Origin of the sequence: Paraburkholderia aspalathi (assembly GCF_905220735.1) — a bacterium.
In the GTDB taxonomy this organism is placed as follows: Bacteria; Pseudomonadota; Gammaproteobacteria; order Burkholderiales; family Burkholderiaceae; genus Paraburkholderia; species Paraburkholderia aspalathi.
Window position 1 is genome coordinate 1 of sequence record NZ_CAJNBA010000007.1, and the last position, 15,898, is coordinate 15,898.

The window sequence follows — 15,898 nt, forward strand, 5'->3', positions numbered from 1 at the left end:
ACTACCCGGCACCGCTTCGTTCTGCGTCGCTGCATCAGCAGCAGAGAAACGAGATTATGAAGAACTTTCGCTACGCCGTCAACAGGTTTTTCTAACTTCCTGAACCTGCCCGCCTCGCGCAAAGCCTTGCCACTGCTGGCTCTCCCACTTCCCGTGCCCCGGCGTCCGAAGCACGAAAGAGCGAGATTCTAGCGAGCCGCACGGCCCCTTGCAAGCCATATCTGGAATTTATTTCAAGGCGCCTTTTCTATGCGCCCCGGCTCATCGACAACCGGCACTTTCATGTCGGGCGCCAGAGCGTCCACTACTGGGGCACCGATCGTCCAATCGTGCAGCACGGTATAAGCAACCGCCAGCAACGTCGGGCCGATGAACACACCGAGGAAGCCAAAGGCAAACGCCCCGCCCAGAATACCCAGCATCACCAGGATCAGCGGCATATCACTACTCTTGCCGATCAGGATCGGCTTGATGACGTTGTCGGACATGCCGACGACCAACACGCCCCACACGACCAGAAAGATCGCCCAGCCAGTTGAGTCGCCGTGATACAGCCAGATTGCCGCAGGCAACCAGACGACCACCGGGCCGCCCGGTATCACCGACAGGAAGAACGTCGCCAGCCCGAGCAGCGCCGGCGCCGGGACGCCCGCAATCCAGCAACCGAAGCCGGCAAGAATGCCTTGCACAAGCGCCGTGCCGAGAATCCCGTAGACCACGCCCTTCACCGTACTGCCCGCCAGCGCCAGCAAGTAATCAGCGCGTTCGCCGGCGATGCGGCGCATGCCCGCCCTCAACCAGGCCGCCGCGCCCTCCCCTCCGGTGTAGAAGAAGAACGCGAGCACGATGCTCAGCGCGAGCAAACCCAAACCATGCGTAACGGCAATCGCAGCCGCCAGAATCCACTTGCCGGCCGGCGCCGCCAGCGCACGCATTTGCGCGATCAGTTCAGAGTTGCTACTCGTTACATTCGCCCAGAACGTCTCGATGTTCGAGCCAACCAGCGGGATTCGTCCGACCCACGGCGGCAAATCCGGCAAGCCAGCCTCGAAGAGCCTTTGTACCAACGCGACGATGTCGTGAACGTGCGCGCCAAAGGCAAAGCCCGCATAGACGAACGGACCGAGCACCACAATCAGGATGATGAGCACGATCAACGTCGCGGCGAGCTTTCGGCGCCCACCGACTGCCGCAGTGAGCCGCCGGTACAAGCCCCACGAGCTATAACTGAGAATGGCGCCCCACAACAGCGCGGTCGTAAAAGGCGCAAGCACCAGCAGGGAGCCACCTACCAATATGATCAACGCGAACACTGCGGCGAGACGTTCAATCAGTTGGTCCGATTTCACTATGAATCTCCTGTTGTGCCAGACCACAGCGACGAATAGACATACGCTTGCCAGGCGCCGACCGACGGTGGTCAGTATAGAAGTGGGCCGCGCCCCTGGGCATGTCTTATATCATCCGGCCAGGACGCCGCGCAACGCATCCGGCGCCCCCTGCAACGGGCTTATTTTTAATGTGGAAACGTCCCAATCCATCCGGCATAGTCAGGCAAATAATATGGCGGCATAGAAAAGACTAGAATATAAGGTTCTGTGCCTCCCAATTTCCGGATTTATGCGCTCGCGAATCGCCAAACGTCTCCCCCCCGATGCCGACAAGCTTGTCGGTCTCTCGCTCGCGCTTTTCGCGTCGGGCAGCCGCACCGAAGACCGCTTCTGGGAAGCGAAGCTCGATGCGCTGCTGACCAAGATCGTCCGTAACGCCAACCAGACTACGCTGGACGCCGCACTCGATCATCTGCAGCAGAATCATCCCGATGCTTACGGCGCGCTCGCCGACATGGCGGAAACGCACAGCGAGTCGTTCATCATCGACCATGAAGGCGCTCCTTATGAAGCGCTGCTGATTGCCGCGCCCGTGCTGGCCTGGACTCGCTACATGATTCCTTCCGGCCCGCTCAAAGTGGACGCGGCCGACGCGCTGCGCGCGCACCTGCAGGCGCACGTGCTCGCGGCCAATACGCGTGTGGCCATGGTGCCGTTCCTGTACAGCATCGACCAGCTGCCGCGTCACCACGTCGAGACCTGGCGTATCGCCCAGCAACTCGCTCAAGCAGCCATGGCGGGTGGCAACGTCAAACTCAATTTCGGCGAACTGCCGGAAACCTCGCCCATCCTGGCCGACCCGCGCTTTCTGCTGGCTGTGGTCGCGGCGCCGGTGGGCGAGCCGGCGTTTCGCTGGCAGGAAGAAGAAAACGGCAGCCGGATTGAGCGTGGTCAATGCCTCGAACAATGGGCAACGCAAGGCGGCGCCAATCTGTCGCTGGTGCTGCCCGGATGTGAGTTCGAGTGTCTGCTGCCGGATGCCTATTATTCGGCCTGCCGCGACGCCGACGAACGGGTGCGCCCGCATACGGTACGCACTGCCGTGCGCTACCTGTTCGACACGATCGGCGCGGCGCCACAGGAATTGCGCGCGGTTGTCGCAGGCTTCGGCGAGCGCCGTATCGACGAATACCGCGTCGGCTTCACACGCCGCGGCAGCAATGATGTGATCTACGGCGTTGTATGGCCGCTTTACGGCCGCGAGAACGGTGAGCCCGGCATCGATGAAGAACCGCAAGAGACTGCTGCGTCGGATGACCCGCTCGAAGAAATCGTCGCATTGCTCAAGGAAACCGGCGTGACAGACGTGCGCCGCCACTCGGGCCGCTTCGAGCCGGAATATTGCGATGACTGCGGTGTGCCGCTCTATGCGGACCCGCTCGGCGAAATCGTCCACGCCGAAATGCCGGAGGACGCGGAGCCCGCGCAACCGCATTTCCACTGAGCCGCCAGCGTCGGCGTCATTGCGCCGCAGTCGACATCAAAAAGCCCCGCCACGCGCGGGGCTTTTTTTATGTCATTCCTCCTATGCCTTTTGGACAGGGGGTCAAACCGAAGGGAATTTGTCATCATAGTGCCGGTGGTGCATCGCAATGCGCCCGGCACCTTCGCCGGCCCGCGCGCATCGCGCCACTTCGCCCGATTCATCTGGAGACACGGCATGCGATTCTCAATACTCAACACAGACGCGGAACGACGCGATGGACTCAAAGCACTGCTGCGGCAAATCGACCGGCTAGCGCGCTTTAACGAAGCACAGGATTGGCGTCAGGTTGAGCGTACGCTCAAGCGTCTGCTGCCCGACCTGCTCGTGATCGACTGGCAGGACTGGATGTCGGTTGACGACACCCGTCATCTGCTCAGCCACTACCCGGACCTGCGCATTGCAGTGCTGACCGACAAGGTCTCTCCAACTGTCGTACGGGACCTCATGGACGAAGGTGTGCTCGGCGTGATTCCGCGCGAAACCGACCCATGCCTGATCGTGCGCGCTTTCGAGATGGTTCTGCTGGGCGGTCACTATGTGCCGCCCGGCGCGTTGGCGCTCAATCCTCCTCTACCGCCGGATGCCACCATCCGACCGTTCGATGAAAAGAGTCCACCACCGCGCCGGGCCAAACTTTCCAACGGCCTGTCGCCCCGCCAGGAGCAGATCATGCGCTGCGTCCACATGGGCAGCACTAACAAGATGATCGCGCGCACGCTCGGCATCAGTGAAGGCACCGTCAAGATCCATCTGACCAGCATATTTCAGCAACTCGGAGCGCCTAACCGCGCCGCCGCAGTCGCGCTGTACAACGGCTGGCTGTCGGCTCATTTGCAAGTACTGCGCAACGATGGAGGAGGTCAGGTTCGTCCGGTAATGGGGCAAGCCGGAGTGGTGCCATTGCGGCGCCGCACCCTGCGGCGCTTCCAGTATCCGTTGCCCGCGAACGACACGGCCGACGCGCTGCCAATGGCGGCCGAACCGACCACGCCGTACGGCGATGCGCCCGCCGAATTGACGGCGGAACAGGTCACGCAGGGTTCGGCATAACGTCAGCCGGCGCGCGCGCCAGAATCGAAACGCGCGTTTTCTCACAGCGTTCGCGCCGGCTGGCATGGAATCCGCTCACACCTTTTCTCGTCCAACGAGTAATATGGAATACATGGGTTTCCTCTACACACCGCTTCCGTTCTGGGTCGCTGTCGGTGGCTGGATCGCCACTGCGATAGTGGTCGCGCTCGCGCTGTGGAAAAATCCTTTCAAACGACTTCAAGACGGCACACTCCAGCATGTCTGGCTCGCAATCATCGTTGCGGTGTCCGTGCTGTGGGCGAGCAACGCGTGGCTCGACGACGGTACTGTCATGCATCTGCTCGGCGCCACGCTGGTCGTCACATTATTCGATTGGGCGCTGGCGCTGATCGCAATGGCGATCGTCACCGGTCTCGCCGCTGTCGTCTTCGACGCCCCCTGGCAGGGTATTGCGCTGACCTTCCTCGTGTTCGGTGCGTTGCCTGTCGGTATCTCCACCCTCATCCAGCGCGCCAGCATCGCCTGGCTGCCGCGCAACCTCTTCATGTTCATCTTCGGCCAGGGTTTTGTCTCACCCGCCATTGCCGTGTCGCTTACCGCGGCCGCGGCGCTCGGCGTTCACATCACACTCGCAGACGGTTCGATGACCGTGGTGCCGGTCGGCTACGCGTTCAGCGTGCTCCTGCTCGCCACTGGCGAAGCCTGGTTCACGGGCATGTCGACGGCATTGATCGCGGTATACCGCCCGGCGTGGGTTACCACTTATGATGTGCGTCGGTATCGCCTGGGCGGGCCACGCACCTGACACGAGCGCGGCATCGAGCACGTATCGACGGCAATCTGCCATCCCGGCACATCAGCGCCTGAGTCCACGCGCCACGACAGGACAAAATATTTGTGTCAGGATTGAACTCATCCCTCTCGCCAGGCATCTTACGTGCCTCATGTCTTATTAGCGTCTAACGAACTAGATGGATCGCACCAACGTACCGCGCCGATTGCTGCGGTTGGTCGGCCGGTTAGCAACATTTGCAGCGAGTCTCTCGCTCATTTGCTCTGCTCCCGCATACGCCGATCAACTCGAACAGCACAACGATCTCGTCAACAAATTTGTCAATGACATGCATGCGGACCCGCTAGTCGCGGACTGCGCTGCCCATGGCAATTTTGTTGCGAGCACATCGACCGCCTTCGACCATGTCGAATTTCCACCCAGCTCCTTCGATAGCGCGCATGCCGCGGTCACGCCCTGGAACGATTCGTTCGACGAGGGCAAGCAGCGCGTCAAGGTGGACAACATCGTTACCGTCGAGGGCCTAGGTATCCGCCAGAGCGGCGGTGGAGATCCAGCCGATCTCAAATTCCGTTGCGGCTATGTGGGCGCCCAGATGCTGGCGTTCAGCTGGAACGATCCGGTACCGCCGGCCCGTGCGCACAGCACCGGGTCAACGGGATCGCGAGCGTCCTCGGGCAAGCACAAGAATGTGAAGGGCAAGCACTCCGCCGGCGGCAAAACTACGAAGAAAGCGACCGGCAAGTCCTCGAAAGCAAGCTCGGGAAAATCTTCGCGAGCAACTTCCAGCAAGCCTTCGAGCAAATCGACCGCGAAGAAGTCCCCAGCGAAGAAGACTCAATAGCGGACAAGAGCGAAGGCCGCGTCAACGAGTCCGCACTACTGACCGGGCTCGCACCCAGCAAAAAAACGGGGCACACACTTCCAGAGTGTGTGCCCCGTTTCTCTATGCGGCGTCCAGTTACGCGAACGTCTCCACGTGCCGCAAAATAGCCTGCAGCATGGCGGCGCCCAGCGATGCGCTACGTTCGCCGTTCCAACCCACCCGCTCGTCCGGCAGATTGGCGTTGTCCTTGAACGGCATCTCCAGCGTCAACGACAAACAGCCGAATTCGTTGCCGATGTACTTCGAAGCCAGCTTGAGCGCGTCCTCACGATACTTGCTCGCGGCGTAGCCGTACTTGTCCTGGAAATCCGGGCTCGCATGCTTGAATGCTTCGATGAACGCTTTCTGCTCCTCGCCCTGCCGCTCGGTGAAACCCGGCAGCATTTCGGAGCCGGCCACGAACACATACGGCAGCGCCTCGTCGCCGTGGATATCGAAAAAGAGGTCACAACCGGTCGCGTGAATCGCATCACGCACCACGAGCACCTCGGGACTGCGCGCTGCGTCCGGCTCCATCCATTCGCGGTTCAGGTTCGCGCCCGTCGCGTTGGTGCGCAGATTGCCGTGCACGCTGCCGTCCGGATTCATGTTCGGCACGATGTAGAACACTGCGTGGTCGTAAAGCTTGCGCGCCACCGGATCGCCCGCCCAATCGCCCCAACCCGCGAGACGCTTGACGAGACCTTCGATAAACCATTCGGCCATCGTCTCGCCAGGATGCTGACGCGCGATCAGCCAGATCTTCTTCTTGGGTGTGTCGCCGGTTTGCGGCGTGCCAAGCGTCAGCAGCGACATCGGCCGGCCTTCGACGGTCTTGCCCAACTCCGTGAGCGTGGCCTGCGGCATCTGCTGAATCGCGCCGAGAAACTCCGAGTGACGTTCCTCGCTATACGGCTCGAAATAAGCGTAGTAAATACGGTCGAAATCCGGCGTGTGGTCGATCGTCAACACGCGGCCGTCGTAGGAAGTCGGCACGCGGAACCAGTTCACGCGGTCATAGCTTGCTACCGCCTGGTAGTCGCGCCAGCCTTCGGCGAACGCGCACGCTGCAGCATTTTCGAAGGTCATTACGCAGCGCTCGCCGGCCGCGCCGGACAACCGGAAGTAAAACCATTGCGCGAACTCGGCGTGACTGTCGGGCCGCACGCGCAAACGGATGTTGCCGGCGTCTTCACAGGCCAGCACTTCGATCGCGCCCGCGTCGAAGTTGCTCGTAATCGATAACGTCATGATGTTCTTCCCTGCTTGTGTGCGCGGCAATCGCTCAGTCAGCGATGCGGCGGCGGAATACGTAGGTGGAATCGTTCGAGGCTTCGGCGTCGAACGCATAGCCTTCGACGTTGAAGGACTTCAGTTGCTCGGGCTTGTCGAGACGGTTTTCGACCGCGTAGCGCGCCATCAGGCCGCGCGCGCGCTTTGCGTGAAAACTGATGATCTTGTAGCGGCCGCCCTTCCAGTCTTCGAACACCGGCGTGATGATCGGCGCTTCGAGCACCTTGGGTTTGACCGACTTGAAGTACTCACCCGACGCGCAGTTGACCAGCACGCGCGAGGCGGCAGCGCGCTTCTTCAATTGTGCGTTCAAAGCCTGCGTGATCCGTTCGCCCCAGAACGCGTACAGATCCTTGCCGCGCGTATTGGCAAAGCGCGTCCCCATTTCGAGGCGGTACGGTTGCAGCAGATCGAGTGGGCGCAGCAATCCGTACAGGCCGGAAAGCACGCGCACGTGATTCTGCGCGTAATCCAGATCGGCCGACGACAACGTCCTGGCATTGAAGCCTTCATACACATCGCCGTTGAACGCGAGCACGGCCTGCTTGGCGTTGTGCGTGCCGAAACTGGGCGACCATTGCGCGTACCGTTGGAAATTGAGGTGCGCGAGCTGGTCGGAAATGCTCATCAGCGAACCGATCTGCTGCGGCGACAAAAGACGCAATCCGCCGATCAATTCGGCCGCATCGTCGACGAAATCGGGGATCGTGTGCTTTTTGACGTGCGGAGGGGTTTCGTAGTCGAGCGATTTCGCCGGCGACAGAACGATTATCATAGAGGCTTGCAGGCACGCCGTGCCTGGCGGTCAAAGACGAAAGCCAGATTGTAACGAATGCCCGGTTCCCATGCCTCACACGGCGCTTTGCGCGTCGTCCTCGATTCCAATGTGTGGATCGACATTCTCGTGTTCGACGATCCGCACACGCGGCCGATTCGCGCCGCGCTCGAAAGTGGCGCGCTCGCCGCGCTGATCGACGCGCGCTGCCTCGCCGAACTCACCTACGTGCTCGACTACCCGCAATTCGTGCATCGCAATGTGGACAAGGCGGCGGCGCTTGCCGTCGTTGCACGCCTCGCGCAGTTGGTCGAACCCGCTGCACCCGCGGAAAATGCCAGGCCGTTGCCGAAATGCAAAGACCGCGACGACCAGAAATTCCTCGAACTCGCGCACGCCGCACAGGCCGACTGGCTGGTGTCGAAAGACCGCGCGGTGCTGAAACTGGCCAAGCGGATTGCGCGTGACTTCGGTTTCCAGATTGCGCAGCCGGCGCCGTTCGTTAGCGCCTGTATGGCAATCGCGGACGAGCCCGCATCGGTATGACCCCTGGCCGGATGGCCAACGTCGGGCCGACTGCGCGCACGCAGGGCCGCGATTCCCTACAATCAGGCTTCGTCCTTTTCGAACGGCGTCTTTCGCCAACTCACTCGACCACGCTCCGGACAGCGCCATGAATGCACCGCACGACACGCCCATGAGTCCCTCGTTTCCGTCCCGCCTGCCGGACGTCGGCACGACGATTTTCACCGTGATGAGCGCGCTCGCCGCCGAAAAAGGCGCAGTGAACCTCGGCCAGGGCTTTCCCGACTTCGGCTGCGACCCCCGCATTGTCGACGCGGTCGCAAACGCCATGCGCGACGGCCACAATCAATACCCGCCGATGGCGGGCGCCGCGCCGCTGCGTCAGGCGATTTCGGACAAGATCGCGAACCTGTACGGCCGCCGCTACGACGCCACCAGCGAGATCACCGTGACGGCAGGCGCCACCCAGGCGCTGCTGACCGCGATTCTCTGCACCGTGCATCCGGGCGACGAAGTAATCGTGGTCGAGCCGACCTACGACAGCTACCTGCCGTCGATCGAACTGGCCGGCGGCAAGCCGGTATTCGTCACGCTCGACGCACCTGACTACGCAATCCCGTTCGACAAGCTCGCCGCCGCGATCACGCCGAAAACGCGGCTCCTGCTGATCAACACACCGCATAACCCGACCGGTACGGTCTGGCGCGCGGAAGACATGCGCAAGCTCGAAGAAATCGTGCGTGGCACCAACGTACTGATTCTGTCCGACGAAGTCTACGAACACATGGTGTACGACGGCGCACCGCACGAGAGCGTGGCGCGTTATCCGGAACTGGCGCAGCGCAGTTTCGTGGTGTCGAGCTTCGGCAAGACCTACCACGTCACCGGCTGGAAGATCGGCTACGTGGCCGCGCCCGCCGCGCTCACGGCTGAATTCCGGAAAGTGCACCAGTTCAACGTATTCACGGTCAACACGCCGATGCAGGTCGGCCTCGCGGAATACATGAAGGATCCGGCGCCGTATCTGGATCTCCCCGCGTTTTATCAGAAGAAACGCGACTACTTCCGCGCCGGCCTCGCGAATTCACGCTTCAGGCTGCTGCCTTGCACGGGCACCTACTTTCAGTGCGTCGACTATTCGGGAATCAGCGATTTGCCCGAAGCCGAATTTGCGCAATGGCTGACGGGCGAGATCGGTGTCGCGGCAATTCCCGTTTCGGCGTTCTATCACGAGGCGCATGAATCGGGCGTGGTGCGCTTCTGCTTTGCCAAACAGGAAGCCACCCTCGCTACGGCGCTCGACCGGCTGGCGCGGCTCTAGGACGCCCCGCGCGATGCTGCGAACGAACCCACGTTCCTCGCCATCGCGCGCAGCGGCCCATGCGTGCGTTGCACGCCCGGGTTCATTTCAACCGCAACGCCACCGCCACGCCTCAAGCCGGGCGCGAGGCCGCGATATACGCCTTGCGATCGTCGGTCACGCGCTGCGCGGCCGGCCGGGCATTGATCGCCTTTACATAGCTTTTCCAGTCCACGCCAGCATCGAGCAGGAAATCGCGGCCGTAGATGGTCTGCGTCGCCATGCCCACCAGCGGCAAACTCACAAAACCCGCTGCGTCGGCGACACTGAAGCGTTCGCCGCGCAGATACGGCCCGAACTTCGCGATCCGCTTGAAGCCGGCAATGTGATGCGCGAGCAGTTTCTCGACGCGCCCCTTGGTCGCGTCAGTCACAGTGCCACCGAAGAATGCTTCCTTGTAGAGATTGCGCGCGGTCAGTTCGAGATGCACATCCACGAACATGATCAGTTCGCGCTCCTTGGCCGCTTCCCACGGGTCCGCGGAGAAAATTGCCTTGTCAGGAAAACGCGCGGCCAGATACTCGACGATGCCTTGCGATTCGCACAGATCGCCGTGTTCGGTCTGGATATAGGGCACCTTGCCGAGCGGAGAATGCTCGAGCATGGTTTCTTCCTGGCTCGGCAGCACGAACACCTCCTCGAACGGAATGCCGTGTTCGAGAAGCACGAACTTGACCTTGTTGTAATAGTTAGAGAGCGCGAAACCGCACAGCTTGATCATCGGGTGTCTCCTTTCTTCGGGTTGTTTGAGACCGCCCGTCAAAATCAACGCAACGGCCTTCGATCAATCATCCAGTAAATTGCACGATCGTGCTATTCTAAAATAACCATGGAGTCGAGCATCACAATGACCTCTCGCAATTTCAGCATCGAGACTATCGGCATTGTCGGAACCGGTGCAATGGGCCGTGGCATCGCCCAGATTGCCGCGCTGGCGGGCCTCACCGTGCGTCTGTACGACACGAACCCTGCTGCAATCGGTGCGGCGCGCGACTACCTTGCCGAGACTTTCGCCAAATTGACTGCCAAAGGCAAGCTCGACCAGGCCCGCTCGCTCGCCGCACTGGCGAACGTGAGCGGCGCGCAAGTTATCGGCGATCTGGCCGATTGCGATCTGGTCGTCGAGGCGATCGTCGAAAAGCTCGATGTGAAGCAAGCGCTCTTTCGCGAACTCGAAACGGTGGTGAGCGGGCGATGCGTGCTGGCGTCGAACACGTCGTCGTTATCAATTACCGCGATCGCGGCGGGCTGCACGAATCCGTCGCGCGTAGCCGGTTATCACTTCTTCAATCCGGTTCCGTTGATGAAGGTCGTCGAAGTGATCGACGGCCTGCGCAGCGACCCCGCCGTCGGCGACGCGCTGATGGAACTCGCGCGCCGCATGGGCCACACGCCAGTGCGTGCGAAAGACATGCCTGGCTTCATCGTCAATCATGCCGGCCGCGGCATGAATACCGAAGGCCTGCGCGTAGCGGGTGAAGGCGTGGCGAGTTTCGCCGACATCGACCGCATCATGCGCGAGCAGGCAGGCTTTCGTCTCGGGCCGTTCGAACTGCTCGACCTGACTGCGCTCGATGTATCGCATCCGGTGATGGAATCGATCTACCACCAGTTCTATGAAGAACCGCGTTTCACGCCCTCGCCGATCACGGGCACGCGGCTCGCGGGCGGACTGATCGGCCGCAAAACGGGCGAAGGCTTCTATCGCTACGAAGACGGCAAGCAGCAAGTGCCAGCAGAAGCGCCCGCACCCACTGAACTGCCGCACAGCGTGTGGGTCAGCAAGCGCTATCCGGAGGCGCATGAAGCCGTCGTGCAACTCATCGCCAAGGCCGGCGTAAAGCTCGACGAAGGCGCTACACCCGCAGCGGACTCGCTGATCGTCGTGACACCGTTCGGTCATGACGCGACTACCGCCGCCGTCGACGAAGCCCTCGATGCAACTCGCGTTGTCGCTATCGACGCCCTCTTCCCGTTGGCCGCCGCGCAGCGCCGCACCCTGATGACCACACCCGCCACCAGCCACGCTGCACGCGAGACCGCGCACGCACTATTCGCCGCGGATGGCGTTCCCGTCACCGTGATTCGCGATTCGACCGGCTTCGTCGCGCAACGCGTCGTGGCGACCATCGTCAACATCGGCTGCGACATCGCGCAAAAACAGATCGCGACGCCGGAGGACATCGACCTCGCGGTGACGCTAGGCCTCGGCTACCCGCGCGGACCGCTCGCACTCGGCGATGCACTCGGCTCGAAAACGATCCTTACCATCCTGCGCAATATCTTCAGCGTGCTCAGCGATCCACGCTATCGTCCGTCGCCCTGGCTTGCACGGCGCGCGCAACTTGGCCTGCCGCTGACGCAACGCGACGCTGCCGACACTCAAACGGAGACCCAACAATGAGCGCCGAACTGCTGACCTCACGCCCGACCGAAAGCGAATCGACGCTGGTCCTCACGCTGTCGAACCCCGGCGCACGCAATGCGCTGCATCCGGATATGTATGCCGCGGGCATCGAAGCGCTCGAATCGGTGGAGCGCGATCCGTCAATCCGCGCTGTTGTGATTACCGGCGCGGACAACTTCTTTTGTGCCGGCGGCAATCTGAACCGTCTGCTGGAAAACCGCGCGAAGGATCCGTCGGTGCAGGCGGAGAGCATCGATCTGCTCGGCGAATGGATTTCGGCGCTGCGTTTATCGTCGAAGCCGGTGATCGCCGCCGTCGATGGCGCCGCTGCCGGCGCGGGATTTTCATTAGCACTCGCGTGCGATCTGATCGTCGCCGCGAAAGACGCCAAGTTCGTGATGTCGTATGCACGCGTCGGTCTCACGCCCGATGGCGGCGGCTCGTGGTTTCTCGCGCAAGCCTTACCACGTCAACTGGCAACCGAAGTGCTAATCGAAGGCAAACCGATCGGCGCCTCGCGTCTCTACGATCTCGGTGTCGTCAACAAGCTAGCGAAGACCGGCGCCGTGCGCGACACCGCTGTCGCCTGGGCCGACGAGATCGGCAAGATTTCGCCGAATTCGGTCGCGCGCATCAAGGGGCTAATCGGCGCGGCCGGTGCACAACCACTCGCCGAACATCTGGTTGCTGAACGCGACAGCTTCGTCGCCTCACTGCACCATCGCGACGGTCTCGAAGGCATTTCAGCGTTCCTCGAAAAACGCGCTCCGGTCTACAAGTAAACATAAGCGAACGAAGGGACGATGCCTGACTATCAACTCCCCAAGCGCCGCCGCATCTTCCTGATGCGTCACGGCGACGTAACCTACTTCGACGACAGCGGCCGCGCGATCGATCCGGAAACGGTGCCGTTGAATGCGAATGGCCGCGAACAGGCCAGCGCGGCAGGCCGCGTATTCGCCGAGCAGCAGGTCCGGTTCGATCGGGTGATCGTGAGCGGCTTGCCGCGCACGGTCGAAACGGCGCAGCGCGTATTGGCCGAGACCGGTCAGCAGATCGAACTCGACATCGAGCCGGCATGGCAGGAAATTCGCGGCGGCAAGCTCAGCAACATTCCGCCGCAGGATATCGAAGCGGCATTTCTCGGCGTGTTCGATGGCGTCGTGCCGGAAAGCACACGCTTTCTCGACGGCGAAACCATCGGCGCGTTGTTCGACCGCGTGTTGCCCGCGGTAGAGGCGTTGCGCGAGGACACATCGTGGGACACCGTGCTGCTGGTACTGCACGGCGGCGTAAATCGCGCGATTCTGTCGCACGCGCTCACCGCCGGCGGCCGTACTTTCTTCGGCCACCTGGCGCAGGCCACCGGCTGCATCAACGCGCTCGACGTCGGCGCCGAGCCACGCGACTGGGTGCTGCGCGAGATCAATTATTCACCGCCGTCGCCGCTCCATCGCGACGTTCGCAACACCACGATGGAAATGCTCTACGCACAATTCATTCAATACAAGCGTAGCTGAACCCGAACTGGAGGAGACACATGGTGCAAGCCACACAGACCGGCGAACCAGAACAGAAACCGGATTACTCGGCCTTCGAGGGCACGCGTCCGGTCAACGAGCGGCAACGCTTCGACAGCGACGCGCTCGCCGCGTGGCTAAGCCAGCATGTCGACGGCTTTGCCGGGCCACTCACGTTGGAGCAATTCGCCGGCGGCCAGTCGAACCCCACCTTCAAACTCGTCACGCCGTCGCGCTCGTACGTGATGCGCGCGAAGCCCGGGCCAGCCGCGAAGTTACTGCCCTCGGCGCACGCTGTCGAACGCGAATACCGCGTGATGCATGCGCTCGCCGACACTGACGTGCCGGTCGCGAACATGCTCGCATTGTGCGAAGACGAAAGTGTGATCGGCCGGGCGTTCTACGTGATGGAGTTCGTCGAAGGCCGCGTGCTGTGGGACCAGTCTCTCCCCGGCATGACACCCGCGGAGCGCGCCGCGATTTACGACGAAATGAATCGCGTGATCGCCGCGCTGCATAGCGTCGACGTCACGGCAATCGGTCTTGCCGACTACGGCAAACCGGGCAATTACTTCGCACGCCAGATCGGCCGTTGGAGCAAACAGTACGTCGCATCAGAAACCGAACCGATCGACGCAATGCAGCGTCTGATCGAATGGCTGCCGCAACACATGCCGGCGGAAACGGGCGAGCTCGCCTCGGTCGTGCATGGCGACTACCGGCTCGACAACCTGATCTTCCATCCCACCGAGCCGCGCGTACTGGCCGTACTCGACTGGGAACTATCGACGCTCGGCGACCCGCTCGCCGATTTCGCCTATCACTGCATGGCGTGGCACGTCGACCCGGCGCAATTCCGCGGCATTGCGGGCCTAGACTGGGCGGCCCTCGGCATTCCCGACGAAGCACAGTACGTCGAGCGCTATTGCAAGCGCACCGGCTTCGAGATCCACGGCGACTGGAGTTTCTATCTCGCGTACAACATGTTCCGCATTGCCGCGATCCTGCAAGGGATCATGAAGCGTGTAGTCGACGGCACCGCGGCCAGCGCTCAGGCGCTCGATGCCGGCCGTCGCGCGAAGCCGATGGCCGAACTCGCCTGGCGCTACGCACAGAAAGTACGTTAGGCAAATCGGCGCACCAGATTGCGTTCCTGAACAAACGTCATTCGTCATCCGCGAGGTCATACATGAATTTCGATTACACCCCGAAGGTGCAGGCGCTGCGCGAGAAACTGCTCGCCTTCTTCGACGAGCACATCTATCCGAACGAGCAGGCGTTCTATGCCGAGATCGCGCGCAATCGTCAGAACGGCAACGCGTGGCTGCCGACCGAACTGATCGAACAACTGAAACAGAAAGCACGCGACGCCGGTTTGTGGAACCTGTTTCTGCCTGAATCGGTACGCGGCGCCGGTTTGACGAATCTTGAATACGCACCGCTCTGCGAGATCATGGGTCGTGTGCCCTGGGCGCCGGAAGTATTCAACTGCAATGCGCCCGACACCGGCAACATGGAAACGATCGAGCGCTACGGCAGCGACGACAACAAGCGCGAATGGCTCGAACCGCTGCTGCAAGGGCAGATCCGCTCGGCGTTTCTGATGACCGAGCCAGAGGTGGCGTCGTCGGACGCGACCAATATCCAGACGAGCATCGTGCGCGATGGCGACACCTACGTGATCAATGGCCACAAGTGGTGGTCATCCGGTGCGGGGGACCCGCGCTGCAAGGTCTACATCGTGATGGGCAAGACCGATCCTGAGGCGCCGCGTCATGCGCAGCAGTCGATGATCCTCGTTCCCGCCGATGCCACAGGCATCACCGTGCACCGCCCTCTCACCGTATTCGGCTACGACGACGCGCCACACGGCCACATGGAAATTACGCTCGAAAACGTGCGCGTGCCAGCTACCAACATGCTACTCGGCGAAGGCCGCGGCTTCGAAATCGCTCAAGGGCGCCTCGGACCGGGCCGCATCCACCACTGCATGCGCCTGATCGGTCTCGCCGAGCGCGCGCTCGAACTCATGGCCAAACGCTCCATGCAACGCGTCGCTTTCGGCAAGCCGGTTTCCGCACAGGGCGTCACGCAGGAGCGCATGGCCGAAGCGCGCTGCATGATCGAACAGGCGCGCCTCCTGACGCTGAAGACCGCGTACATGATGGACACGGTCGGCAACAAGGGCGCGCGTGGCGAGATCGCCATGATCAAGGTGGTCGCACCGAATATGGCATGCCAGGTGATCGACTGGGCGATTCAGGCGCACGGCGGTGGCGGCGTCAGCGACGATTTCCCGTTGGCGTATGCGTACGCCAACGCGCGAACGTTGCGCTTCGCCGATGGCCCCGACGAAGTGCACCGCAACGCGATCGCAAAGCTCGAACTGGCGCGTTATATGGATGCGGGTGCTGCGGCCCAAGTGGAAACGCCGATTACGCGGGTTTGAGA

General features: G+C 61.9%; 15 protein-coding genes. 11 read left to right on the top strand and 4 right to left on the bottom strand.

Annotated features, from left to right (window positions below; all coding sequences use genetic code 11):
- Positions 1–233 precede the first annotated feature (233 nt).
- Positions 234–1,349, bottom strand: coding sequence for an AI-2E family transporter (locus tag KHO30_RS30940; RefSeq protein ID WP_200655444.1), 1,116 nt, complete (start codon positions 1,347–1,349; stop codon positions 234–236).
- A 271-nt stretch (positions 1,350–1,620) separates the two neighbouring features.
- On the opposite strand from KHO30_RS30940, the gene KHO30_RS30945 reads away from it, so the two are divergent.
- The 4 genes from KHO30_RS30945 (at position 1,621) to KHO30_RS30960 (ending at position 5,546) form a co-directional block, all read left to right on the top strand.
- Positions 1,621–2,835: a DUF2863 family protein gene (locus KHO30_RS30945; RefSeq protein WP_054034941.1), complete on the top strand. Its 1,215-nt coding sequence runs from the start codon at positions 1,621–1,623 to the stop codon at positions 2,833–2,835.
- A gap of 216 nt (positions 2,836–3,051) precedes the next feature.
- Positions 3,052–3,927 (top strand): response regulator transcription factor, encoded by an 876-nt coding sequence (locus tag KHO30_RS30950; protein ID WP_093639756.1) that lies wholly within the window; start codon positions 3,052–3,054, stop codon positions 3,925–3,927.
- 112 nt (positions 3,928–4,039) lie between these two features.
- Complete coding sequence (locus KHO30_RS30955) at positions 4,040–4,714, top strand: energy-coupling factor ABC transporter permease (RefSeq protein ID WP_093639753.1); 675 nt, start codon at positions 4,040–4,042, stop codon at positions 4,712–4,714.
- Positions 4,715–4,880: 166 nt separating this feature from the next.
- Positions 4,881–5,546: a BspC domain-containing protein gene (locus tag KHO30_RS30960; protein ID WP_211703231.1), complete on the top strand. Its 666-nt coding sequence runs from the start codon at positions 4,881–4,883 to the stop codon at positions 5,544–5,546.
- Between the two features lie 117 nt (positions 5,547–5,663).
- Here the strand turns inward: KHO30_RS30960 and KHO30_RS30965 are convergent, their stop codons facing one another.
- Both KHO30_RS30965 and yaaA read right to left on the bottom strand, forming a co-directional pair.
- Positions 5,664–6,818 (bottom strand): M14 family metallopeptidase, encoded by a 1,155-nt coding sequence (locus tag KHO30_RS30965; protein ID WP_093639706.1) that lies wholly within the window; start codon positions 6,816–6,818, stop codon positions 5,664–5,666.
- A gap of 34 nt (positions 6,819–6,852) precedes the next feature.
- Positions 6,853–7,635, bottom strand: a complete 783-nt coding sequence (gene yaaA, locus KHO30_RS30970; RefSeq protein ID WP_093639703.1) for a peroxide stress protein YaaA — start codon at positions 7,633–7,635, stop codon at positions 6,853–6,855.
- Between the two features lie 57 nt (positions 7,636–7,692).
- Between yaaA and KHO30_RS30975 the strand changes: the two genes are divergently transcribed.
- Positions 7,693–8,181: a putative toxin-antitoxin system toxin component, PIN family gene (locus KHO30_RS30975; RefSeq protein ID WP_093639700.1), complete on the top strand. Its 489-nt coding sequence runs from the start codon at positions 7,693–7,695 to the stop codon at positions 8,179–8,181.
- A 127-nt stretch (positions 8,182–8,308) separates the two neighbouring features.
- Positions 8,309–9,481: a pyridoxal phosphate-dependent aminotransferase gene (locus KHO30_RS30980; RefSeq protein ID WP_211703232.1), complete on the top strand. Its 1,173-nt coding sequence runs from the start codon at positions 8,309–8,311 to the stop codon at positions 9,479–9,481.
- 112 nt (positions 9,482–9,593) lie between these two features.
- On the opposite strand, the gene KHO30_RS30985 is transcribed toward KHO30_RS30980, so the two are convergent.
- On the bottom strand, positions 9,594–10,241 hold the full coding sequence (locus tag KHO30_RS30985; protein ID WP_154567309.1) for a glutathione S-transferase family protein: 648 nt from the start codon (positions 10,239–10,241) through the stop codon (positions 9,594–9,596).
- A 126-nt stretch (positions 10,242–10,367) separates the two neighbouring features.
- Between KHO30_RS30985 and KHO30_RS30990 the strand changes: the two genes are divergently transcribed.
- The 5 genes from KHO30_RS30990 (at position 10,368) to KHO30_RS31010 (ending at position 15,896) form a co-directional block, all read left to right on the top strand.
- Entirely contained in the window at positions 10,368–11,924 is a 1,557-nt protein-coding gene (locus KHO30_RS30990) for a 3-hydroxyacyl-CoA dehydrogenase (RefSeq protein WP_211703233.1), read from the top strand.
- The gene (locus KHO30_RS30995; RefSeq protein ID WP_211703234.1) at positions 11,921–12,709 is read left to right on the top strand and encodes an oxepin-CoA hydrolase, alternative type; all 789 of its coding nucleotides are present in this window, start codon (positions 11,921–11,923) and stop codon (positions 12,707–12,709) included. The genes KHO30_RS30990 and KHO30_RS30995 overlap by 4 nt, the downstream gene beginning before the upstream one ends.
- A 21-nt stretch (positions 12,710–12,730) precedes the next feature.
- Positions 12,731–13,447, top strand: a complete 717-nt coding sequence (locus KHO30_RS31000; protein ID WP_211703235.1) for a histidine phosphatase family protein — start codon at positions 12,731–12,733, stop codon at positions 13,445–13,447.
- A gap of 20 nt (positions 13,448–13,467) precedes the next feature.
- Complete coding sequence (locus KHO30_RS31005) at positions 13,468–14,574, top strand: phosphotransferase (RefSeq protein ID WP_211703236.1); 1,107 nt, start codon at positions 13,468–13,470, stop codon at positions 14,572–14,574.
- A 62-nt stretch (positions 14,575–14,636) separates the two neighbouring features.
- Positions 14,637–15,896: an acyl-CoA dehydrogenase family protein gene (locus KHO30_RS31010; protein WP_175052875.1), complete on the top strand. Its 1,260-nt coding sequence runs from the start codon at positions 14,637–14,639 to the stop codon at positions 15,894–15,896.
- Positions 15,897–15,898 lie beyond the last annotated feature (2 nt).

What these genes read in the sequence shown, in the direction of transcription:
- KHO30_RS30945 (WP_054034941.1), top strand. Translation starts at nt 1,621, where the DNA reads ATGCGCTCGCGAATCGCCAAACGTCTCCCCCCCGATGCCGACAAGCTT.
- KHO30_RS30950 (WP_093639756.1), top strand. Translation starts at nt 3,052, where the DNA reads ATGCGATTCTCAATACTCAACACAGACGCGGAACGACGCGATGGACTC.
- KHO30_RS30955 (WP_093639753.1), top strand. Translation starts at nt 4,040, where the DNA reads ATGGGTTTCCTCTACACACCGCTTCCGTTCTGGGTCGCTGTCGGTGGC.
- KHO30_RS30960 (WP_211703231.1), top strand. Translation starts at nt 4,881, where the DNA reads ATGGATCGCACCAACGTACCGCGCCGATTGCTGCGGTTGGTCGGCCGG.
- KHO30_RS30965 (WP_093639706.1), bottom strand. Translation starts at nt 6,818, where the DNA reads ATGACGTTATCGATTACGAGCAACTTCGACGCGGGCGCGATCGAAGTG.
- yaaA (WP_093639703.1), bottom strand. Translation starts at nt 7,635, where the DNA reads ATGATAATCGTTCTGTCGCCGGCGAAATCGCTCGACTACGAAACCCCT.
- KHO30_RS30975 (WP_093639700.1), top strand. Translation starts at nt 7,693, where the DNA reads ATGCCCGGTTCCCATGCCTCACACGGCGCTTTGCGCGTCGTCCTCGAT.
- KHO30_RS30980 (WP_211703232.1), top strand. Translation starts at nt 8,309, where the DNA reads ATGAATGCACCGCACGACACGCCCATGAGTCCCTCGTTTCCGTCCCGC.
- KHO30_RS30985 (WP_154567309.1), bottom strand. Translation starts at nt 10,241, where the DNA reads ATGATCAAGCTGTGCGGTTTCGCGCTCTCTAACTATTACAACAAGGTC.
- KHO30_RS30990 (WP_211703233.1), top strand. Translation starts at nt 10,368, where the DNA reads ATGACCTCTCGCAATTTCAGCATCGAGACTATCGGCATTGTCGGAACC.
- KHO30_RS30995 (WP_211703234.1), top strand. Translation starts at nt 11,921, where the DNA reads ATGAGCGCCGAACTGCTGACCTCACGCCCGACCGAAAGCGAATCGACG.
- KHO30_RS31000 (WP_211703235.1), top strand. Translation starts at nt 12,731, where the DNA reads ATGCCTGACTATCAACTCCCCAAGCGCCGCCGCATCTTCCTGATGCGT.
- KHO30_RS31005 (WP_211703236.1), top strand. Translation starts at nt 13,468, where the DNA reads ATGGTGCAAGCCACACAGACCGGCGAACCAGAACAGAAACCGGATTAC.
- KHO30_RS31010 (WP_175052875.1), top strand. Translation starts at nt 14,637, where the DNA reads ATGAATTTCGATTACACCCCGAAGGTGCAGGCGCTGCGCGAGAAACTG.